18 protein-coding genes are annotated in these 22,826 nt (G+C 53.3%); 2 read left to right on the top strand and 16 right to left on the bottom strand.

The features are described 5' to 3' along the window. Window positions 1-12: 12 nt before the first annotated feature. From CX650_RS03535 to CX650_RS03495, 9 genes are all read right to left on the bottom strand, one after another. Complete coding sequence (locus tag CX650_RS03535; protein ID WP_039032781.1) at window positions 13-768, bottom strand: SDR family oxidoreductase; 756 nt, start codon at window positions 766-768, stop codon at window positions 13-15. A gap of 10 nt (window positions 769-778) precedes the next feature. Further along, window positions 779-1,678 (bottom strand): 3-hydroxyisobutyrate dehydrogenase, encoded by a 900-nt coding sequence (mmsB, locus tag CX650_RS03530; protein ID WP_025886569.1) that lies wholly within the window; start codon window positions 1,676-1,678, stop codon window positions 779-781. A gap of 41 nt (window positions 1,679-1,719) precedes the next feature. Next, window positions 1,720-2,832 (bottom strand): enoyl-CoA hydratase/isomerase family protein, encoded by a 1,113-nt coding sequence (locus CX650_RS03525; protein ID WP_101095041.1) that lies wholly within the window; start codon window positions 2,830-2,832, stop codon window positions 1,720-1,722. Between the two features lie 12 nt (window positions 2,833-2,844). Beyond that, window positions 2,845-3,618: an enoyl-CoA hydratase gene (locus tag CX650_RS03520; RefSeq protein WP_039032778.1), complete on the bottom strand. Its 774-nt coding sequence runs from the start codon at window positions 3,616-3,618 to the stop codon at window positions 2,845-2,847. 37 nt (window positions 3,619-3,655) lie between these two features. Beyond that, window positions 3,656-4,813, bottom strand: coding sequence for an acyl-CoA dehydrogenase family protein (locus CX650_RS03515; RefSeq protein WP_025009787.1), 1,158 nt, complete (start codon window positions 4,811-4,813; stop codon window positions 3,656-3,658). Window positions 4,814-4,936: 123 nt separating this feature from the next. Further along, a complete protein-coding gene (locus CX650_RS03510; RefSeq protein WP_025009786.1) occupies window positions 4,937-6,430 on the bottom strand; it encodes a CoA-acylating methylmalonate-semialdehyde dehydrogenase in 1,494 nt (497 codons plus the stop codon). A gap of 125 nt (window positions 6,431-6,555) precedes the next feature. Further along, window positions 6,556-7,737: a thiolase family protein gene (locus CX650_RS03505; protein ID WP_101095040.1), complete on the bottom strand. Its 1,182-nt coding sequence runs from the start codon at window positions 7,735-7,737 to the stop codon at window positions 6,556-6,558. Between the two features lie 362 nt (window positions 7,738-8,099). Beyond that, window positions 8,100-9,044, bottom strand: coding sequence for a homoserine O-acetyltransferase MetA (gene metA, locus CX650_RS03500; protein ID WP_093982681.1), 945 nt, complete (start codon window positions 9,042-9,044; stop codon window positions 8,100-8,102). Window positions 9,045-9,095: 51 nt separating this feature from the next. After that, window positions 9,096-9,509: a YbaY family lipoprotein gene (locus CX650_RS03495; RefSeq protein ID WP_039032774.1), complete on the bottom strand. Its 414-nt coding sequence runs from the start codon at window positions 9,507-9,509 to the stop codon at window positions 9,096-9,098. A 117-nt stretch (window positions 9,510-9,626) separates the two neighbouring features. Here CX650_RS03495 and CX650_RS03490 point away from each other — a divergent pair, with 117 nt between their 5' ends. Continuing rightward, complete coding sequence (locus tag CX650_RS03490) at window positions 9,627-10,373, top strand: SDR family NAD(P)-dependent oxidoreductase (protein ID WP_101095039.1); 747 nt, start codon at window positions 9,627-9,629, stop codon at window positions 10,371-10,373. Window positions 10,374-10,473: 100 nt separating this feature from the next. On the opposite strand, the gene ompW is transcribed toward CX650_RS03490, so the two are convergent. The 6 genes from ompW to purL all read right to left on the bottom strand — a co-directional run bounded on the left by ompW (window position 10,474) and on the right by purL (window position 20,258). Beyond that, the gene (gene ompW / locus CX650_RS03485) at window positions 10,474-11,154 is read right to left on the bottom strand and encodes an outer membrane protein OmpW (protein WP_071475960.1); all 681 of its coding nucleotides are present in this window, start codon (window positions 11,152-11,154) and stop codon (window positions 10,474-10,476) included. A 497-nt stretch (window positions 11,155-11,651) separates the two neighbouring features. Next, a complete protein-coding gene (locus CX650_RS03480) occupies window positions 11,652-12,281 on the bottom strand; it encodes a nucleotidyltransferase family protein (protein ID WP_101095038.1) in 630 nt (209 codons plus the stop codon). A 61-nt stretch (window positions 12,282-12,342) separates the two neighbouring features. Further along, the gene (gene cydX / locus CX650_RS03475; protein ID WP_039032771.1) at window positions 12,343-12,456 is read right to left on the bottom strand and encodes a cytochrome bd-I oxidase subunit CydX; all 114 of its coding nucleotides are present in this window, start codon (window positions 12,454-12,456) and stop codon (window positions 12,343-12,345) included. 12 nt (window positions 12,457-12,468) lie between these two features. Next, on the bottom strand, window positions 12,469-13,608 hold the full coding sequence (gene cydB, locus CX650_RS03470; protein WP_101095037.1) for a cytochrome d ubiquinol oxidase subunit II: 1,140 nt from the start codon (window positions 13,606-13,608) through the stop codon (window positions 12,469-12,471). 16 nt (window positions 13,609-13,624) lie between these two features. Then, the gene (locus tag CX650_RS03465) at window positions 13,625-15,199 is read right to left on the bottom strand and encodes a cytochrome ubiquinol oxidase subunit I (protein ID WP_101053013.1); all 1,575 of its coding nucleotides are present in this window, start codon (window positions 15,197-15,199) and stop codon (window positions 13,625-13,627) included. Between the two features lie 1,177 nt (window positions 15,200-16,376). Next, a complete protein-coding gene (purL, locus tag CX650_RS03460) occupies window positions 16,377-20,258 on the bottom strand; it encodes a phosphoribosylformylglycinamidine synthase (protein WP_101095036.1) in 3,882 nt (1,293 codons plus the stop codon). Between the two features lie 290 nt (window positions 20,259-20,548). Here purL and mltF point away from each other — a divergent pair, with 290 nt between their 5' ends. After that, the gene (gene mltF, locus CX650_RS03455) at window positions 20,549-21,997 is read left to right on the top strand and encodes a membrane-bound lytic murein transglycosylase MltF (protein ID WP_101095035.1); all 1,449 of its coding nucleotides are present in this window, start codon (window positions 20,549-20,551) and stop codon (window positions 21,995-21,997) included. 235 nt (window positions 21,998-22,232) lie between these two features. Here the strand turns inward: mltF and tadA are convergent, their stop codons facing one another. After that, window positions 22,233-22,745: a tRNA adenosine(34) deaminase TadA gene (tadA, locus tag CX650_RS03450; RefSeq protein WP_039032766.1), complete on the bottom strand. Its 513-nt coding sequence runs from the start codon at window positions 22,743-22,745 to the stop codon at window positions 22,233-22,235. Window positions 22,746-22,826 lie beyond the last annotated feature (81 nt).

Raw genomic sequence — 22,826 nt, 5'->3', positions numbered from 1 at the left:
CAAGGCATTGAATTACAGGCGGATACCGCCGTCAATTTCAAATACCCGGCCATTGACATAGTCGTTTTCAATGATGAATTTGACTGTCGAGGCGATTTCAGCGGCATCACCCAGACGGCCGACCGGTACCATTTTCTCCAGGCGCTCCAGCGCTTCCGGTTTCATGGCGGCGGTCATTTCGGTGGCGATAACCCCGGGTGCAACAGCAGCGGCCCGGATCTTGTAGCGCGCCAGCTCTTTGGCCCAGCCCACCGCCATAGCAGCGACACCTGCCTTGGAGGCGGCATAGTTGCTCTGCCCCACATTGCCGGCCCGAGCCAGGCTGGAGATATTGATAATCACCCCTTCCTGACCAGAGCTTATCATGGCAGCGGCGGCTTCTCGGCCACAGAGGAAACTGCCGCTCAGGTTTACATTGATAACCGACTGGAACTGCTCCAGCGACATACGGTCTGTCACCTGGCCCTCTTTGGCTTTAATCAACATGCCGTCACGCAAAATACCCGCGTTGTTTACCAGCACATTTAGCTGACCAAAATCTTCCAGAATGTACTGAAAGGTTGCCATCACATCTTCTTCATCTGTGATGTCCACCGCATAACCCTGCACTTCGGTCTCGCCCAGCAGAGCACAGGCTTGCTCCAGACGGTCCTGATCCACATCGATCAGCGCCAGACGGGCACCGGCTGCGGCCAGCTCCTGCGCCATCGCCAGACCCAGTCCACCGGCTCCACCTGTGATGGCGACTACCTTACCTTTTACATCCATTGGGTTATCCTTATTTCTCTTGCTTGAATTGTTCAAAAATACTGGAAAAATCGCGACGACCATTACCCTTGCGGGCATGATTGACATAGAGGCTGCGCGCCAGTGCGCCCATGGGGGTGCTCGACTGGCTGGACAGCGCTGCTTCCTGGGACAAGCCGAGGTCCTTAACCATAAGATCCACCATAAACCCGCCCTGATAGTCATTGGACGATGGCACGCTTGGCATCACCCCGGGACAGGGGTTGTATTTCTCCAAGGTCCAGTTGCCGCCGCTCGAAACTTTCATGATATCTGACAGCACCTTGGGATCCAAACCATTATCTATCCCCAGACTCAGCGCCTCGCTGGTACCCACCATCAAGACAGACAACAGCATGTTATTGCAGATTTTGGCAACCTGACCGGCTCCGGCACTGCCTGCATGGAAAATATTGGCGCCCATACACTCGAGAACGGGTTTGGCCTTGGCAAAACCTGCATCGCTGCCGCCGCAGATAAAGGTCAGCGTACCGGCTGCGGCCCCGGCGGTGCCACCGGAAACCGGCGCATCAACAAACTCAAGCCCTTTGGCGGCCGATGCAGCCGCCACAGTGCGGGCGCTGTCGGCATCTATGGTCGATGAATCGATAAGCAAGGTTCCCTCGGCCACAACATCCAGCAGCCCTTGCTGCTGCTCGCTGCCGAGGTACAGGCTACGCACATGCTTGCCGGCCGGCAACATGGTTACCACCACATCGGCACCCGCCGCTGCGCCACAGGCGCTCTGGGCAGTTATAGCCCCCTGCTCTGCCAGGCTCTGCATCGCCGCCGGCACCAGATCGAATACCCGAACAGTCATCCCGGCCTTGATCAGGTTGACCGCCATCGGCCCACCCATGTTGCCCAAACCAATAAAAGCCACTGTTGTCATCTGTTTGCTCTCCCTGTTGGAATCTTGTTTGCCGACATCTGTTACAGATCGGCCAATGGGTGTTCATGTTCAAATGGCGACTCGAGCAAGGCAGATACCGCTTCTTGCGGTGCTATCTTGCCCTTGCCGTAACGCCAGTTGGGATTACGGTCCTTGTCGATAAGCAGCGCCCTGACACCCTCACAAAAATCACCTATGGCGCAGCAGTTGAGGCTGAGACCCAGCTCGAAGCGGAAACAATCCGCCAGGCTCATATCGGTCCCAAGCCTTGACTGCTCGTAGGCCAGCGCCCAGCTCAGCGGGCTACCGCTCAGCATGGTGTCACGGGCACGCTGCAACCAGCCCTCTTCGGTTTCCAAGGTCTGCATCTTGGCGAGAATTTCCGCCATATCCCCGGTCATCAGCTCATCAATCTGAGCCTGATGGCCCTTCAAGCGACTGCTGCCGGGACGCTCTTCACTCTGGGTTTCCAGTTCATTGAGCAGATCATGCAGCTTCTGCTGGTTGAGACTGGTGTTATTGCCCCAGTTCACCGTCGCCATGGCATCGAGCATGCGCTCTTTATCCGTTGAGGCCAGAAAATGATTGCCAATGCCGGTATAACGGGCATCGGCCGCATTCATATTGTAGGCGGTCAGGCCGAGAAACAGCCCTGTTTTACCCGGCATGCGGCCGAGAAAATAGCTGCCGCCGACATCCGGGTATAGGCCTATGGTGACCTCGGGCATGGCGATGCGCGAACGCTCGGTCAACACTCTGTGGCTGGCACCTATCATCAGCCCCAGACCGCCACCCATCACTATGCCGTCGCCCCAAACCAATACAGGCTTACCGAAGGTATGCAGCTGAAAGTCGAGCCGATACTCCTCTTCGAAAAACACCCGGGCTTCCTGGGTGTAACTGCCGGGATTGGCCTGCTGCGCCTGATACAGCGCCCGCACATCACCACCGGCGCAAAAGGCCTTGTCGCCGCTGCCGTCGAGGATCACGCAGGCAATCTGTTCATCCTGTTTCCAGGCAGCCAACTGCTTGGCCAGCAAACGCACCATGTTGAGGTTCAGTGCATTGAGTGCTTTTTCTACAGTAAGTGTGGCCACACCAATCAACTTGCCGCTGGCGGTTCCCAGGGTCTGAAATACCACTTCATGACTCATATCAGCGCCTCCTTATGCGTTTTTCCAGTTGGCTGCGCGCTTCTCCAGGAAGGCATTGACCCCTTCTTTCTGATCTTGGGTGTCAAACAGAGCCACAAACAGCTCACGCTCCAGCGGCAGTGCCTGAGCTCTTGGCATATTACGTCCAGCCTGGATCAACTGCTTGCAAACGGTCACGCTAGATGGGCTCTGCTTGGCGGCCTTGGTCGCCAGCGCAATGGCGGCGCTCAGGGCCTCGCCCTTACCAACGACCTCTTCGACCAGGCCAATCTCACGGGCCTTGGCGGCATCGATTCGCTCACCGCAAAGAATCATCCGCTTGGCCCAGCCCTCACCGACCAGAGCGGTCAGATTCTGGGTGCCGCCGGCACAAGGCAGCAGGCCGACTGTGGCCTCGGGTAATGCCAGCTGCGCCTGCTCTTCGGCGATACGGATATCACAGGCCAGTGCCACTTCCAAACCGCCGCCCATGGCATAGCCGTTAATGGCGGCAATAGACACACCACGAAAGGCGCTCAGGGTTTCAAATGCTTCGCCAAAACAGCGTGCCATGGTGGCGGCATTGCCTTTATCACCGTCGGCAAACAGCTTAAGATCGGCGCCGGCCGAGAAGAATTTCTCCCCTTCCCCTGTCAGTACCAAGGCATAGATATCGGGATCATTGTTGAGCTCTTCCACCTTGAGACGCAGTTCATTGAGGCTCTCGGCCGTCCAGGTGTTGGCCGGTGGATTGTTGATGGTCAGAACAGCCGTATGGCCTTCGATATGCTCAATCAAAAAAGACATGAATGACTCCTTGCAATTCGGTTAAATGGGTGTGGCCTTAGAGGATCTCGCCGGCATGCTCATCCAGCAGGCGGCGGGCGATGATAAGGCGCATAATCTCATTGGTTCCTTCCAGGATCTGGTGTACCCGTACATCACGGAAATGTCGCTCCAGCGGGTATTCGCGGATGTAGCCGTAACCGCCGTGAATTTGCAGCGCGCTGTCACACACGGCAAACCCTATGTCTGTGGCAAAACGCTTGGCCATGGCGCAATAAGCCGTGGCTTCGGGATCGCCGCTGTCCAGCTTAAATGCCGCCAGACGCACCATCTGCCGCGCGGCGACCAGTTCTGTGGCCATGTCGGCCAGCTTGAACTGCAGCGCCTGGAAGGCGGCCAGTGGTTTGCCGAACTGCTTGCGCTCATGCATATATTCGGTGGCGCGCTCAAGCGCAGCCTGAGCAGTACCCACAGAGCAGGTGGCGATATTGATGCGGCCGCCATCCAGGCCCTTCATGGCGAAGGTAAAGCCCTGGCCTTCCTCACCCAACAGATGATTGACCGGCACCCGCACGTTTTCAAAAGTAATGAGTCTGGTTGGCTGGGCGTTCCAGCCCATCTTGTCCTCGGCCTTGCCGTAGATAACGCCCTTGGCATCTGCCGGGATGGCAATGGCCGAAATGCCCTTGGGGCCGGCCTCGCCGGTGCGGCACATCACCACCAAAAGCTCGGTGGCGCCGGCGCCCGAGATAAACATCTTGGAGCCGTTAATCACATACTCATCGCCGTCGCGCTCGGCGCGGGTGGCAAGTGAAGCGGCGTCACTGCCTGAACCCGGCTCGGTCAGGCAGTAAGAAGCCAGCTTGCTGCCTGTGGTCAGCGCTTCAGACCACTCGGCCCGCAGACTTTGCTGGCCCCAGGTCGTCACCATCCAGGTGGCCATGTTGTGAATGGTCAGCATGGCTGTGGTGGCAGTGCAGCCCTTGGCCAGCTCTTCAAAAATAATCGAGGCATCCAGACGCGACAGGCCCATGCCGCCTTCCGACTCGGGAGAATAGAGTGAACAGAATCCCAGCTCCCCGGCTCTTTGGATCACGTCTTTGGGAAAGTGATGCTCCTCATCCCATTTGGCGGCAAATGGGGCCAGTTCATCGGCGGCAAACTGACGGGCCAGCTCGGCGAATTGGCGCTGATCTTCGTTGAGATTGAAATCCATGCTTGACTCCTGTGCGCAGATCTCTGCGTCTTGCGGTGATCCGGTGATGCCGGATCTCTTGTTATTTACTGTTGCGATTAAAAAGGGGCACCGGCCATTGCCGGTGCCCTTGGGCTCACACTGTTACTTGAGGGCGATAGTCATGTTGGGACCAGAGGCGATATCAGACTCGAACCAACGGCTGGTGATGGTCTTGGTCTCTGTGTAGAAACGCACCGCCTGCTTGCCGTAAGCGTGCTGATCGCCGTAGAAGCTACCCTTCCAACCCGTGAAAGAGAAAAATGGCAGCGGCACTGGAATGGGCACGTTGATACCCACCTGACCCACTTCGATTTCATGCTGGTACTTACGCGCCGCGGCGCCGCTGGCAGTAAAGATAGAGGTGCCGTTGCCGTAAGGACTGGCGTTAACCAGCTCAATGGCATCTTCCAGCGACTCGGCTTCCATACAGCAGAGCACAGGGCCGAAGATCTCTTCCTTGTAGATGCTCATGTCCGTTGTTACCTTGTCGAACATGGTCGGGCCGACCCAGTTGCCTGACTCATAACCGGGTACAGTGCAGTCGGAACCATCAAGCAGACACTCGGCGCCTTCGGCCTTGCCCTCGGCGATAAGCTTGAGCACACGCTCTTTGGCGGCCGGGCTGATGAGTGGGCCGTAACCGGCTTCCTTGTCATCCCAAAGACCGGGACGCACCTTGGACAGGGCTTCTTTCAGCTCAGGGATCCACTCTTTGGCGGCGCCGACAAACACAGCGACCGACAGCGCCATACAGCGTTGACCGGCAGCGCCAACCGAGGCGCCCACCAGGTTATTGATCACTTGCTGCTTGTTGGCATCAGGCATGATCACGCAGTGGTTCTTGGCACCGGCAAAGGCCTGCACCCGCTTGAGGTTATCAGTGCCTGTCTTGTAGATGTACTGACCCACGCCCACAGAGCCCACAAAGGAAATCGCCTTGATATCCGGGTGAGACAGCAGTACATCAACCGCCGTTTTATCACCATGAACCAGCTGCAGCACGCCCTTGGGAGCCCCGGCCTGTTCAAACAACTCCACCAGACGCTGCGGCGTCATTGGGTCCTGCTCGGACGGCTTGAGGACGAAGGTGTTGCCGCAGGCGATAGCCAGCGGGAACATCCACAGCGGGATCATCGCCGGGAAGTTGAATGGCGTAATCCCGGCGCAGACACCCAGCGGCTGAGTGTAGGAGTAGGTATCTATGCTGCGGGCCACGTTCTCAACCGTTTCACCCATCAGCAAGGAGGCGATGTTGCAGGCATGCTCGGCCACTTCAATGCCGCGCCAGACATCACCCTTGGCATCTTCAAAGGTTTTACCCGTTTCCTGGGCCAAAATGGTGGCCAGCTCGTCATGGTGTTCTTTCAAAAGGTGTTGATAGCGCAGCATAACCCGAGCACGTTCGGAAACGGCCACTTCCTTCCAGCTCTTGAAGGCTTCCTTGGCGCTGGCGATGGCGCGCTCAACTTCCGGCTGGGTCGCACAGTTGATAAAGGCGATGGTTTCATTATTGGCCGGATTGGTAACATTGATCTGCTTGCTGCCGGAACCGTTGACGAATTCGCCATCTATGTAGTGCTTGACTTGTGTGCTCATAAGAATTCCTTGTAGGTAGTGGGACGACGCACCTACAGCTCTTGTGGCTGCTTTTTGATGGCGCCGTGTCCTGTCTTGTTGATTACTTTAATTTGTTGCCGGCCGCTGTCGCGGCCGACGGGATATCAGATCTCAATCGCCATAGCTGTGGCTTCACCACCACCTATGCACAGCGATGCCATACCACGCTTGAGGCCTCGGGCCTTGAGCGCATGAATGAGAGTAACCAACAGACGGGCGCCGGAGCAACCTATCGGATGACCAAGCGCACAGGCACCGCCATTGACGTTAACCTTGGCGGCATCCAGCCCCAACTCGCTGATGGCCAACATGGTCACCATGGCGAAGGCTTCGTTGATTTCGAAAAGGTCGACCTCATCCTTACTCCAGCCGGTCTGTGCCAACAGTTTTTGCATGGCACCCACAGGCGCCGTAGTAAACATGGCCGGCTCTTGGGAATGGGTAGTATGGCCCTTGATGGTAGCCATCACTGCCAGCCCCAGGTTTTCAGCCTGCTCACGGCTCATCAGCATCAAACTGGCGGCACCGTCGGAAATCGAACTGGAATTGGCGGCGGTAATGGTGCCGTCTTTGGCAAAAGCGGGACGTAGCGCCGGGATCTTGTCAGGGCGGGCATTGCCGGGCTGCTCATCGGTATCAATCAGAGTATCGCCGCGGCGGCTGCTTACGGTTACCGGGACTATCTCCTCCTTGAAGGCACCTGAGGTAATGGCCGCATTGGCTTTTTCCAGTGAGCTCAGGGCAAAGGCGTCCATGGCTTCACGGGTCAGGCCAAAATCGTCGGCGGTTTTCTGGGCGAAGGTTCCCATGGCGCCCCCTGTATAGGCATCTTCCAGCCCATCGAGGAACATATGATCCAGCACCTTGCCGTGCCCCATGCGCATGCCGCCGCGAGCCTTATCCAGCAAATATGGCGCCTGACTCATGCTCTCCATACCACCGGCAATCACGATATTGGCACTGCCGGCCTTGATAAGATCGTGCGCCAGCATCACGGTTTTCATCCCTGAGCCGCACACTTTGTTGACTGTGGTTGCGCCAACAGACTGGGGCAAACCTGCCCCCAAAACCGCCTGTCTGGCAGGCGCCTGCCCCAGACCGGCCGGCAATACACATCCCATCAGCACTTCATCGACCTGTTCGCCCTTCACACCTGTGGTTTCCATCAAGGCCTTGATGCTGGAAGCCGCCAGCTGAGGAGAAGGCACAGTGGAAAGACAGCCCTGAAAACCGCCCATGGCGGTTCGTTTGGCGGCGACGATAACAATATCCTGAGGACGACTCATTGTTGACTCCCTTGTTGGGCACCCAAACACCGGCCCAACTGCAGGCCAGCGGTGTAAGGTGCAGCAAATTTGCACTCTGTTGTTGCCACTTTGACGTTTACGCGAACGTAAGGCAAGTAATAATTAGTCTAATACGGGCTCTGTTTATAGGTATTTTTGTCAGGGAGGATTTACAGCAGGATGACAGCGTGTGCCCTGAAAGAAAGCCAAAACACTACAGCTTAGAAAATATTAGAGAAGGAAATATCAGTTTAAGGAAGCATAAGCAGTAGAGGCTGACGCCATCTGGCTTGATATGAGCTAAGCCCTGACAGGAGCCACAAGACTGCGACTCCCGCCAACAAAACATTTGATGTTACAGCTCAACCACTCTGTTCCCAGGGCGTAATAGCACTGAGATCCGATAAGTCATAAGGGGTCAACTGATAGACATAATAGTTGAGCCAGTTACTCACCAACAGACTACCGTGACTATACCAACGGGCAATCGCTTCAGCCTCTGGGTCATCGTTGCGGAAATAGTTTTGCGGGATCTTGGGTGCCAACCCGGCCGCCAGATCTCTTTGGTACTCATCTTTAAGGGTCGACTTGCGATACTCCGGATGCCCCATCACAAACAGGTTGCGATTATCCTTACTGATCACCAGATAGGCACCGGCTTGGTCTGACTCGGCCAGGACAGTCAGTTCGGGATGTGCCTTAAGCTCGTCCACATCCATCTGGGCATAACGGGAGTGCGGAGCATAAAACTCATCATCAAAGCCGCGCAGCAAGGGCACGTGGGCGCGAATACGCCTATGCTGATAAACCCCGGAGCATTTTTCAGCGAGGATCTTACGCTCGAGTTGATACAGGTGATAAAAACCGGCGTGGGCCGCCCAGCAGAGAAACAGTACCGAGGTGACATGCTCCTGTGACCAATCGATAATCTCGCGGATATGATCCCAGTAGGTAACCTCCTCGAAATCCAGCTGCCCCAGGGGGGCGCCAGTGATGATCAGGCCATCATAGTTGCGATGGCGCACATCTTCAAAGTCACGGTAAAAGGTATTGAGGTGATCGCTCGGCGTATGTTTCGACTCTTTGTCGTGGATCCTGAGCAGATCGATATCCACCTGCAACGGAGTGTTGCCCAACAGCCGCAGCAACTGGGTTTCTGTCTCAATCTTGTTGGGCATCAGATTGAGGATCAACACCTTCATCGGCCGTATATCCTGCATCGCCGCCCGGCTCTCGGACATAACAAAAATGTTCTCCGACTCAAGCACACCGGCGGCAGGCAGGTTATCGGGTATTCTTACGGGCATAAAGCGTCTCTCCTGAACTTTCAGGGCAAGGCGCTTGGCTCGTTATTCCTGTTAGCGCCCTACCTTTTGCACCATGATTGATACCGGCTCAACCTTGTCGATATTGACAGGATAGGCCTGGGTATTGATAAAGAGTAAGTCATCCTTGAGGGTGATCCTGGCGCTGACACTGTAGCTGTGGCCACTCTGGAACTGATCCCGGGCAAGAATAAACTTAAAAGGCGTTGGGCTGGTTACGCTGTCGCGCTGAATAACCGCCAGCACTTCTGCCGGAGCATCCGCTTTGGAAACGTCCTGAACCTGAACCGTCAATACGGCTTCCGGTGGCAGCGCAATACGCTCGCGGTACCAGACATCGCCATCAATTTCGACTGTGGCATTCGGGGTTGCACAACCTGTGAGTGCCATCATTCCTGCTACAGCCGCCATCATTGGCATGCGCAGCCAGTTGCCTGTCATTTTCATTGCTAGCTCCTAATCATACACAAAGACTTCTAGATGTCTATACATCCAAGTTTAATCATTGAGAACCTGTGAGGATAATCCTATCATAGGACTCCATTTTTGAGTTCAAATATCCTTATGACACAAGCAACTGCGATTATTGTGGGCGCCAGCTCACTCCTCAGCCGTGAAATAGCCCGCCGCCTGGCCGATGAAGGCACTAAACTGGCATTGCTGGCACAGGATCCCGACTCATTGAAAGAGTTTGCCGCCACCCTGGCAACCGAGGCTCAAGTGTTTGGCCTGGACATAGATAAACCGCAAACCTTGATAGCCGAGCTGGAACAGATTTGGCAACAGTTGGGGGGCGCACATCTGGTGTTGGTCAATACCGGGCTCAACTCCTATCATCCGGATCTGCCCTGGCAGCTTGAAGATGAGATCATCAGTGTCAATGTCCGTGGCTTTGCCGCCGTCTGCAATACAGCTTTCAGGCTATTTCGCGAGCAAGGTTATGGTCAGCTTGCGGCCATCAACTCCATTGCCGGTCTTCGCGGTGGCCCCAGCGTGGCTTTTCATGCCTCCAAAGCCTTTGGAATGAACTATCTCGAGGGGTTGTCCATGCATGCCCAAAGGCTTAAGCTACCGATCACCATTACGGATATTCAATTGGGATTGCTGGATAAAGCCGCGCTGCAACAAAGTAAGCTGTGGTTATCACCCGTAGATGTGGTAGCCGGGCAAATCATCCGCGCCCTGCAAAAAGGCAAACGCCGGGTCTATGTCACCAAACGCTGGGCGACGGTTGCCTGGCTCACCAAACTACTGCCTGAGTTTATCTACAATACCCGCCACTGGAAGGTGAAGAAACGCAGAGGGCAATAGAGATAAAATAAACTTCTCATTGTTTACCATAAAAAAGGCGCCGGAGGCGCCTTTTTTATGGTTGAGAGCTCTTGGGTTGGGAGCTTGGGCTTGGAAGACGTTAGAAAGTGTAACCTATGCTGACCATATAGACCCAAGGATCGATATCGGTTTCGATAGTCACAGCAGCAACTTCACTATTGCTGGTGCCATAGTGATAGTTGAACTTAACATCAGTACTGATCTCGGCATACCAAACTGAAGCGTTCACCAACCAATTATCATTGATTTGGTAATCCAGACCCACTTGTGCGGCCCAGCCCCAGGAGTTACTCATACTCAGATCCGAGAGTTTGCCACCGACATCATTGGTAAATTCATTGTCGAAGAAGTTGGTATAGTTAACACCGACACCCACGTAAGGACGCAGCTTGGACTCGGCATTACCGAAATAGTACTGGGCTACCAAGGTAGGTGGCAGGTGTTTGGTTTCAGCAATCTTGCCCAGCTCTCCGAGAGAAACATCATGGCTGAATGGGGTCGCGGCCAGCAGTTCGATACCAAAGTTATCTGTCAGCATATAACCAAAGTTCAGACCCAACTGGGTGTTATTGTCCACACTAAAGGTGCCAAGGTTTCCCAGATCCGGGGTAACAACATTTTGGCTGGATTCATCCGGGGCGACTACAACAGCACCGGCACGAACGATAAAGTCACCGGCCTTGTGGGCCAGTGCAGGGGCAGCAACAGTAGAAAAAAGGGCGGCGGCAATCAATCCTGATACGATATTTTTTTTCATCATCTCACTCCGTAGCGACAACACAGCGCTTTGTTTTTTATTACATCCATAACAACTGAGGCCACACTGCCAGATTTAACCCTTCACATTTTTGATCTGCATCAAGCGTTTCGAGTGATACCCAGTTTGAGATAGCACAAGCGCGAAACAGATCACACAAACTAAAGATTTATTGATATTGCACCTTTAAATTAAGTGAGCCAGCTCAAAACTTCACTATCCCTAAAGTGAAATAAAAGTACATTTTTCGAACAGACGCGCCCAAGCGAAAAGCAACCAAAACTTAACAACTGGTGTCAGATATAAATGCTGAAAAATACTATTTAAGCGGTATTTTCAACTAAAACATGTCGGAGAGTTCAACGAATATTTGAGAACAGAAATCAAAAATGGAGGCCACTCGACAGAAGATATTCATCTGCAATAACGGCAAGCCAATTGTTCAAGTGAGGAGGGATTCAACGAAAATAATGGAGCCACAGGCGTTTGAGTGTGTGAGCCTAGAACAATGTTTCGAGTAATGGAGTTTTTAATAACGGAGTCTTTAATAACGGAGTCTTTAATAACGGATAGTCTGCCAACCAATTCTTGGCCTTGAGCCGACTCTCGAATACTCCGGGAGTGCTCTTAGGATTAGGGCTGAGTTCCAACGCCAGCAAAGGGCCTAGCGGGAATAGATTAAGCAGTTGCAACTCCCCTGCTCTCAACCTGACAGCCAGGGCCGTTTGCTGCTCAGGCCAGTAACTCATGGCATCAGACACTGAAACATAGGGCTGATGATTGTTTTTAAGGTGCATCCTGGCTTGGTTCTTTACCGACCAAGGTAAGTCGAGCGCGGCGACCAACTTGGCCTCATAGGCCTTGTCGGTGACTTCCGAGGTGTCGTTTGGCTCATAGTAGATCACATCTATATCGCTGAGCCTGGATACAGTGCCGTGCAACTTGTCCCACACCAGGTTACGAACAAACCCCGCCGCCAGCCAGGCATCAATAGGCCCAAGGTTTGCAACACACTCAAGTGCCTGCATCCGCATCCTGTCTTGCTTGAGCCAGTTTTTGATCAGCTCGACTGCCTCGGTTTCGCTGACCTGCTGCGGCCCTCTCGACTCAAGCTTATCATTTGCCACCATAGCCCCCTTAAAAAGACAAAAGCCCCCGCAGAGCGGAGGCCTTTGAGTTTAACTCAAGCTATCACTTATCTTCAGTATCTCTATCCATGTTCTCTGTATTTTCCAGCCAGAGAGCATTGATGATGCCGAAAGAACAAGCCAATAAAATGCCGAGTATCCAAGTGAAATACCACATAATTCAGGCTCCTTAGTACAGTGATGCGCTGTTGTTTTCAATGTGCTTGCGATTCAAGCGACCATACATCTTGAAGTAGGTCCAACAAGTATAACTAAGCACAATAGGAACAAAGATAATTGCCACCCAAGTCATAACGTTCAGTGCCATCTGACTGGCAGTGGCATCCCACATGGTCAGGCTGACGTTAGGATCCTGTGATGAAGGCATCACGAATGGGAACATAGCTGCGCCGCAAGTCAGGATAATACCGGCAATGGCCAGTGAGCTGAACAGGAAGGCAAAACCACTACGGCCGAAACGGCTGGTCAGCAGTACCAAGGCAGGTGCCAACAGGCCCAGTGCCGGGAACAACATAGTCAATGGATACTTGTCGTAATTGGCCAACCAGGCACCGGCAACCACTTCAACTGTCTTCTGTGTTGGGTCAGATACGGCGTTAGTATCCAGAGCCGAAGTCACCACATAACCGTCGATGCCGGTAGCCAGCCAAACACCGGCAGCCCCGAACAACACGATCAGCAGCACAGCAGTTAACTGAGCGGCAGCAGCGGCGCGATTGCGTAGCTCACCTTCTGTCTTCATCTGCAGCCAGCAAGCACCCTGCATCATGAACATACAGGCACTGACCAGACCGGCCAGCAAGCCAAAGCCATTAAGCAGACCCAGCAGGCCGCCATCATAATGGGCACGCATATATTCATCAAAGCTGAACGGAACACCTTGCAGCAGGTTACCAAAGGCAACACCTATGATCAGTGGCGGTACAAAACCGGCGACAAACAAGGCCCAATCCCAGCTCTTGCGCCAGCGTGGGTCTTCTATCTTGGAGCGATAGTCAAAACCCACAGGACGCAGATACAGCGCCAATAACACTAAGATCATGGCGACATAAAAGCCGGAGAATGATACGGCGTACACAGTTGGCCAGGCGGCGAACAAAGCACCGGCACCGGTAATCAACCATACTTGGTTACCATCCCAATGAGGAGCAACCGTGTTAATCATGATCCGACGTTCAGTGTCGTCTTTACCGAGGATTGGCAACAAGGCACCAACCCCCATATCAAAGCCATCGGTCACAGCGAAGCCAATAAGCAAAACGCCAACCAACAACCACCAGACAAATCTTACTATTTCATAATCAAACATAATGAAATCCCTCTGCTCAGGCTTCTAGTTTTTCAAAGTGATAACGGCCGGTCTTGAGACTGCTGGGACCCAGGCGCGCAAACTTGAACATCAGGAAGAGTTCGATAACCAGCAGCACAGTGTAGAACAGAGTAATGCTGATGATACTGAACCAGAGATCACTCACGGTCAGACTGGATGCAGACACAAAGGTCGGCAACACTTCTGAAATAGTCCAAGGCTGGCGACCATACTCAGCTACAAACCAACCACACTCGATGGCAATCCAAGGCAGAGGTAAGCTGTAAAGCGCGGCCTTGAGGACCCACTTCTTCTCTTCAATCTGGTGACGAGTGCTCTGCCAGAATGCGGCAGCAAACACCACTAACATCACAACACCCAGGGCAACCATGATACGGAAACTCCAGAACAGTGGTGCAACACTTGGGATAGAATCCAGCGCGGCAGCCTTAATCTGTTCTTCGGTGGCATCAACCACTTTGTCTGTGTAACGCTTCAGCAGCAGGCCATAACCTAGATCAACTTTCTGCTCTTCAAAGGCTGCGCGAACCGCAGGGTCTTCTTCAATAGCAGGGTCGGCTTTGGCGGCACGCAGCTGCTCAAGCAAAGCATAAGCCTTCATACCGTTACGGATACGAACTTCGTGTTCCGCAACCAGATCCTTGATACCTGTCACTTCTTCATCAATAGAGCGAGTGGCGATAATACCCATGGCGTATGGGATCTTGATGGCATAGTCGGTATGCATAGTTTCCTGATTAGGGAAACCAACGGCAGTAAAGGCTGCTGGAGCAGGTTCTGTATGCCATTCAGCTTCGATTGCGGCCAGCTTGACCCGCTGAGCTTCACCAACCTTGTAGCCGGATTCGTCACCCAGAACGATAACGGACAGAATAGAAGCCATACCGAAGCTAGCTGCAATAGCGAAAGAACGGCGGGCAAAAGGTAAGTCACGCTTCTTGAGGATGTAGTAGGCACTGATAGCCAGAACAAACATGGCACCAGCCACATAACCGGAGGCCACAGTGTGGACAAATTTAACCTGTGCAACAGGGTTGAGTACCACGTCTGCGAAACTGGTCATTTCCATGCGCATGGTTTCATAGTTGAACACGCTACCCACAGGGTTTTGCATCCAGCCGTTGGCAACCAGGATCCACAGCGCAGACAAGTTACTTCCCAAGGCCACCAACCAGGTTACTGCCAGGTGTTGACGCTTGGAGAATCTGTCCCAACCGAAGAAGAACATACCCACGAAAGTGGATTCCAGGAAGAATGCCATCAAACCCTCGATGGCGAGAGGAGCACCAAAAATGTCACCCACATAGTGTGAGTAATAAGACCAGTTGGTACCAAACTGGAACTCCATTGCCAGACCTGTGGTAACCCCCAGGGCAAAGTTAATACCAAAAAGCTTGCCCCAGAATTTGGTCATGTCCTTGTAGATCTGCTTATCAGTCATCACATAAAGTGATTCCATGATTGCCAGCAGAAAGGCAAGACCCAAAGTCAAAGGAACAAACAAGAAGTGATACATGGCTGTCAGCGCAAATTGAAAGCGCGATAGCTCAACGACTTCTTCAACTATCATTTGTGACTCCTTACATGGTGCTCCACCCACTGCCTTTAGATCCCCATCAAAGACAGCGGGAGGTGAGTTGGATAGCTTAGTTCATTAATTTCTTATCTACCCGGAAACCCGGATAAACCACCCAAATGATTCGCCTTGCCTCTCCCTTGCCTTCCAAAGGCTCAAAAATCGGCTTTTTCCAGCCAGAGCGAGAGGCGAATCACGCTTTTGCAGACTTATGCGATCAGCATCAGCATTTGCCAGTGTTCTAATATTTGCAAATTATTTAATATCAGTCACTTGCGCTATTAGTTCAGCTAAGATTTGCCCTGATTTTATACCACTTGAATTTGACGCAAATCAATCAAACTCCGGCCTTTAGCTGGGTTTTGCGGTAAGGGACACAGGCACCAAGAAAACAGCTTGACAAGCCATAAGCAATATGCTAGAGACTTTACAACAATACAACATAACCTCACTTTTTGGCAGTTTCAGAAAAATTTAAACAAAAACCTGGCAAAATAAACTTTTCAACAAATCTGCAAGTTAAATATGCTAACGATAAAAATTAAAACCCAAACAAACATAACGTCAACTAATTGTTTTAATTGGTAAAAAATAATAAAAATAAAATAACTAAAAAACACAACCAAATAAGGCATTAGTTTTACTAATCTTATTATGTATTATTTCTCGCTTGATAAGCTCGATATAATTGACTACTATATAGCCTGTGTTAAGGAGACGCTCAGGTCGGTCGATATCGATATCTGCAGACCTTCCTCCGCGCACAATGATTGAACTTTGTGTGGAGATATTGCTATGAAAAAATTTTTCGAACGTCTGGTTAACTGGTACAAGCCTGTTTTTGCTGAACTTTATAAGTCTCAATTGGTGTACTGATCACAGTTGAATAGAGGCTTGTCTTGAAGTTTTGTTAGCGCAAAACGGCCCCATAGGGTTACCTATGGGGCTTTTTCATAACAGGAACCAATGAAAAGAGATTGCCGTCTTAGACCGGCTTTAGCCTACTAAGCGCTGTAAAGCGTACATTTTGACACTTCAACACATAAGAATATATTGAACAAAGTGCAAGCTATTGATGATATGAAGCTTTTCCTGTAGGAAAAAAGTCAAATAAAAAAGGCGGGTTATAAATACCCGCCTTTTTTTACCCTTTATGGGATGATTTTTAACCTTATCCCAACTTCACTCTGGCGTTACGGAACATTCTCATCCAAGGGCTATCTTCGCCCCAGTTTTCCGGATGCCAGGAGTTGGCGACTGTGCGGAATACCCGCTCAGGGTGGGGCATCATGATGGTGACTTTGCCATCCAGGCTACAGATCCCGGATAAGCCGTTGGGTGAGCCGTTGGGGTTCTGTGGATACAAGCTGGCCACCTCACCTTTACCGTTGACATAACGCAGCGCCACAGTACCGCTCTGCTCGGCTGCTGCCATGGTGGCAGCTGAAGCAAACTCGGCACGCCCTTCCCCGTGGGAAACGGCAATCGGCATTCTGGAGCCGGCCATACCGCTGAAGAACAGCGATGGGCTTTGCTGCACTTCCACCAGGCTGAAACGCGCTTCAAAGCGTTCAGAGCGGTTACGGACAAAGTGCGGCCAATGCTCGGTACCCGGAATGATCTCCTTGAGGTTGGAGAGCATCTGGCAACCATTACAAACACCCAGGGCAAAGCTGTCGGCACGCTCGAAGAAGCGGCTGAAGTCCTCACGGGCACGGCTGTTGAACAGGATAGACTTGGCCCAACCTTCACCGGCGCCCAATACATCACCGTAGGAGAAGCCACCACAGGCCACCAGCCCCTGAAACTCTTCCAGGCTGATACGGCCACTGAGGATATCCGACATATGCACATCGCGGCTTTCAAAACCGGCACGCTCGAAGGCGGCTGCCATCTCAATATGCGAGTTGACCCCTTGCTCACGCAAAATCGCCATCTTGGGCGCTGCGCCCTTGAGGATATAAGGCGCGGCAACATCTTCTGCCGGATCAAAGCTTAAGTTGACCGTGAGGCCGGGATCGGTTTCATCCAGCTTGAGGTCAAACTCTTCACGGGCACACTCAGGGTTGTCCCTGAGCGCCTGCATTCTATAGGTGGTTTCAGACCAGAGCTTACGCAGCTCGGTACGTGAAGCACTATAAATTTCAGCACCTTGATCCTGGATACGGATGCGGCCATCGTCACTCAGCTCTGCTATCGGATGACAATCCACACCGGCATCAGTGTAAGCCTTGATAATCTCGACGGCTTGATCTTTGCTCACCTGCAGCACGGCGCCCAACTCTTCGTTGAACAGGCGCGCCAGGGCGCTGCCGGCCAGCGCAGAAATATCCACCTTCAGGCCAGTGTGACCGGCGAAGGCCATTTCCACCAAGGTGGTGAACAGACCGCCGTCACTCTTGTCGTGGTAAGCCAGCAAACTTCGCTCGGCCACCAACTGCTGAGTCACCTCGAAGAAACCTTTCAATACGGCTGCCTGATCCAGATCCGGCGCAATATCCCCCAGTTCACCGAACACCTGCGCCAGGCAGGAACCGCCCAGACGAGTCTTGCCCTTGACCAGATCGGCCAGCAGCAATACGGTTTCGCCTTTGTCGGTACGCAGCTCAGGAGTCACGGTATTGCGAATGTCGCGCACCGCACCGAAGGCGGTGATGATCAGCGACATAGGTGCGGTAACCGCCTTCTGCTCGCCCTTGTCTTCCCAGGCGGTCTTCATCGACATCGAGTCTTTGCCCACAGGGATGGTCAGTTCAAGCTCAGGGCACAGCTCTTCGCCCACAGCCTTGACCGCCTCATAGAGGCCGGCATCTTCACCCGGGTGACCGGCTGCAGACATCCAGTTGGCCGAAAGCTTAATGCGCTTCAGTGAGCCGATATCGGCACCGGCCATGTTCAGCAAGGATTCGGCCACGGCCATCCGCGCCGAGGCACCAAAATCCAGCAAGGCCAGCGGAGTGCGCTCACCCATGGACATGGCTTCGCCCACATAACTGTCGAACGAGGAGGCGGTAACGGCGCAATCCGCCACAGGTACCTGCCAGGGGCCGACCATCTGATCGCGGTTCACCAAGCCGGTTACCGTGCGATCGCCTATGGTGATCAAGAAGCTCTTGTCGGCAACGGTTGGCAGAGTCAGCACCCGCTTAACGGCTTGTGCCAGATCGATGGACGCTTCATCCAGCGCCGCAGACTGCGCCTTTTGACTCACTACATCACGGCTCATCTTCGGCGGCTTGCCCAGCAAAACTTCCAGTGGCAAGTCGATAGGCTTGTTGTCAAAGTGCTCGTCGCTCAGGCTCAGGTGCTGCTCGGCAACCGCCTCGCCCACCACGGCAAATGGCGCACGCTCGCGCTCACAAATGGCGGCGAAGGTATCGATGTTTTCGGCTGCCACAGACAGCACATAACGCTCCTGGGATTCGTTACACCAGATCTCCAGCGGGCTCATGCCTGGCTCATCGGAAGGTACATTACGCAGCTCAAACTTACCGCCGCGACCGGCATCGCTGACCAGCTCAGGGAAGGCGTTGGACAAACCACCGGCGCCCACATCGTGAATAAACTGGATTGGATTGGCATCGCCCATCTGCCAGCAGCGGTCGATAACCTCCTGACAGCGGCGCTCCATTTCCGGGTTTTCCCGCTGCACCGAGGCAAAGTCCAGATCTTCACTGGACTGGCCGGACGCCATGGAGGAAGCCGCGCCGCCGCCAAGGCCAATGTTCATCGCCGGACCACCCAGTACAATCAGCTTGGCGCCTAAGGAGATCTCCCCTTTCTGTACGTGCTCTTCACGAATGTTGCCAAGGCCGCCGGCCAGCATAATAGGCTTGTGATAACCGCGCACCTCGACACCGTTGTGGCTGCAAACCTGCTGCTCATAGGTGCGGAAGTAACCCAACAGGGCCGGACGACCGAATTCGTTGTTGAAAGCGGCGCCGCCAAGAGGACCGTCGATCATGATGTCAAAAGCGGTCACAATCCGGTCCGGCTTGCCGTAGTCCCCTTCCCAAGGCTGCACAAAGCCCGGGATCTTGAGGTTGGATACGCTGAAGCCGGTCAAACCCGCCTTGGGCTTGGAGCCGCGGCCGGTAGCGCCTTCGTCACGGATTTCACCGCCCGAGCCTGTGGCAGCACCAGGATAAGGACTGATGGCGGTCGGGTGGTTGTGGGTCTCCACCTTCATCAGAATATGCATCGGCTCTGTGTGATAGCGATAAACGCCGTCACTGTCGGGGAAGAAACGCCCGGCTTCAAAACCTGTCATTACCGCGGCGTTGTCTTTATAGGCCGACAACACATAGTCCGGGGTCTTCTCATAGGTATTCTTGATCATCTTGAACAGCGACTTGGGCTGAACTTCGCCGTCAATGGTCCAGTCGGCGTTGAAGATCTTGTGACGACAGTGCTCTGAGTTCGCCTGGGCGAACATCATAAGTTCAATGTCGTTGGGGTTGCGCTCAAGGCGCAGGAAATTGGTGACCAGGTAGTCGATTTCATCATCGGCCAGCGCCAGGCCCATTTCGCGGTTGGCGATTTCCAGCGCCCGGCGGCCTTCGCCGAGAATGTTGACGCTGACAAAAGGCTTGGGCTCAGTGCGGGCAAACAGCATATCGGCCGCTTCAAAGCTGTCCAGAACCACTTCCATCATGCGGTCGTGCAGCAGCGCCTTGAGGCTCTTGAGCTGTTCGCCGCTCAGAGTATCGGATTCCACATAGTAAGCCAGACCGCGCTCCAGACGTTTTACCTGCTTGAGGCCGCAGTTGTGGGCAATGTCGGTGGCTTTGGAAGACCAGGGAGAAATAGTACCGGGACGGGGAGTAACAAAAAGGAGAGTGCCTTGGGGTTCGTGGGATTCGATGGCCGGACCGTAGGTGAGAATCTTACTCAACTGCGCTTGGTCATCGGGGGTGAGCGCTTCGTTCAAATAAGCCAAATGAACGTATTCGGCATAGATTTGCTTTACCGGAAGCTGAGCGGCTTCACAGGCCTGCATCAGCTTTTGCACTCTGAATGCCGAGAGTGCGGGGGCTCCGCGGATGATCTCCATCACGTCTTATCACCTTATTATTTATAATTACAGGGTCAGAGGTGGCGCTATTATAGGTAAATGCGCCCTACAAATCACCTCAGACTTTGCTCAAAACAGTGTTTCCTGTGATATAAAGTAATCCTATGGGGTAATATACCCTCCGGCGTAAAACCTCTGACTAAATCAGCAGGAAACAGCGCTGAAAACCAATACACAATTCATTGAATTTGTTTACAAACATATCAGATATAAGGGATAAGCCCTATCCCGGCAGCAAACCACAGACTAAAGGCTTTTACCGATAGATAATGAAACGAATTACCGCGACTCTCACCCTGATCATCTTGCTGGCCGGCTGCCGGCAAGCTGTCGTGGATGAAGCTCAGGTAAGCCCGGCGGTGAAAGAAATCAAAGAGCTCAGGGTGGGTACCCTTTATGGCCCACAAATATTTGTCTCCTCTACTCAAGGAAACACTGGGTTTGACTATGAGATGGCGGCGCGTTTTGCCGACTTTCTCGGCAAGCCGCTGGAAATGAAGCCCTACGGCAATATCAGTGAGCTTTACCAGGCGCTGAAGCAAAACGAAATTGATTTGATTGCCGCCGGGCTGTCGGATACCCGCAGTCGCAGACAGCAATTTCGCCTCGGACCGCCGCTTTATCGGGTCAATCAGGTGATGGTCTACCGCGCCGGCACCCCTGTCCCCAGAGATCTCAACGCCCTGGATGCGCCAGTCACTGTAATAGCCGACTCGTCGTTTGTGGAAACCCTCAACCGACTCAAGACAGATAATCCCAACCTGGAGTGGCAACAGGTCGCAGATAAAGATAATGAAGAGCTACTGAGCATGATAGCCAGCGGCGAACTCAGCTATACCATCTCTGACTCCACCAGCATCAATATCAATCGCCGTTTTATGCCTGAGCTGAGATCCGGCCAGGTGCTGGAGCGCCAGCAGGCTGTAGTCTGGCTTTTGCCACCCAGAGGCAGCGATCAACTGATGAGCCAACTGCTGCGTTTCTGGCATCAGGAACAAAGAGATGGCACGCTGGAACACCTGGTGGAAAAGTACTTCGGCCATGTCAAACGTTTCGACTATGTCGACACCCGCGCCTTTATCCGTGCAGTGGACAGCAAGCTGCCCAAGTACCGCCATCTGTTTGAAACTTATGCCGGTGAACTCGACTGGCGCAAGCTGGCCGCCACCAGTTATCAGGAGTCGCACTGGAACCCCAGGGCCCGCTCACCGACCGGCGTGCGCGGTATGATGATGCTGACCCTGGCAACCGCCAAACAGTTGGGAGTGGAGAATCGCCTCGATCCCGAGCAGAGCATCCGTGGCGGTGCCCGCTATCTGAGCGACATTTTGGTACGCCTGCCTGAGTCTATTCCTGAGGAGGAGCGGATGTGGTTTGCCCTCGCCTCATATAACATAGGCTATGGCCATGTGGAGGATGCCCGTAAGCTGGCACAGGCCAGAGGCCTTAATCCCAGCGCCTGGAAAGATCTCAAGCAGGTATTACCCTTGCTGCAAAAGCGCAAATACTACCAGCACACCCGCTATGGCTATGCCAGAGGTAACGAGGCGGTGCACTATGTAGACAGTATCCGCCGTTACTACGACACCCTGGTGTGGATAGACAATCAAGCCAAGCAGGAAATGCTGGCTAAAGAACAGGCCCAGCAAGAAACCCAGGCTGAGGTGCAACGACAGAGCGAGGAAGCAACCGAGCTCAGTGGCGCCCAGCCCGACTGAAAACCCTGCAGACCACTCATTTTCGCGTCAAACAGTCTGGCTATTATACACAACGCGCCATTTGGGGCTGGCGCAAGCTTAAATAAGCTGTTAGCTTGTCAATGCTGCAAAAAAATTACGAACACACCTCAAGGTAAGCTTATGAAAAGAAAGACTATTAATAATGCAATGGCCCGTCGTCGTAGCCTGGTTAAAACCCGTCACAAGCGTATTCTCAACCGTCACAAACTCTTCTTCAGTTTTCTGCAGCAGGCGGATTAAGCTTTCTTGCTTGCCTCAACGCTTTTTGCTCTTGTCTGCGGCGCCTGAAAAACGCACTCAACTGTTCGCTGCACTCCTGTTCCATCACCCCGCCGCTAACGGCCAACTTGTGATTGAACAGGGGATGACGCACCAGATCCAATACTGAACCAGCCGCGCCAGTTTTAAGATCGGCAGCCCCGTATACCAATCTCCCCACCCTGGCATGTACCATGGCACCGGCGCACATGGCGCAAGGCTCCAGCGTCACATAGAGGGTTGTATCCAACAGACGGTAGTTTTCCAGTTGACCGCCTGCCTGCCTGAGACAGAGAATTTCCGCGTGGGCACAGGGATCATTGGCGGCAATAGGTTGGTTCCAGCCGCAGGCAATAAGCTGGTCATCTTTAACCAACACAGCTCCGACCGGTACTTCACCGAGAGCTTCCGCCTTTTGCGCCATCTCCATGGCCAATTGCATCCAATGTAAATCGCGATTCTCTGTCATTCTATCTGTCCGTCGTCAATGCGGCGCCAGAGTATAATACGTTTCCTGCTATAAGTTTAAGCCTAACCTACTCACCCTTTT

The organism is Shewanella indica (assembly GCF_002836975.1).
Classification (GTDB): domain Bacteria; phylum Pseudomonadota; class Gammaproteobacteria; order Enterobacterales; family Shewanellaceae; genus Shewanella; species Shewanella indica.
This window is presented reverse-complemented; position numbering and strand designations above follow the sequence as displayed.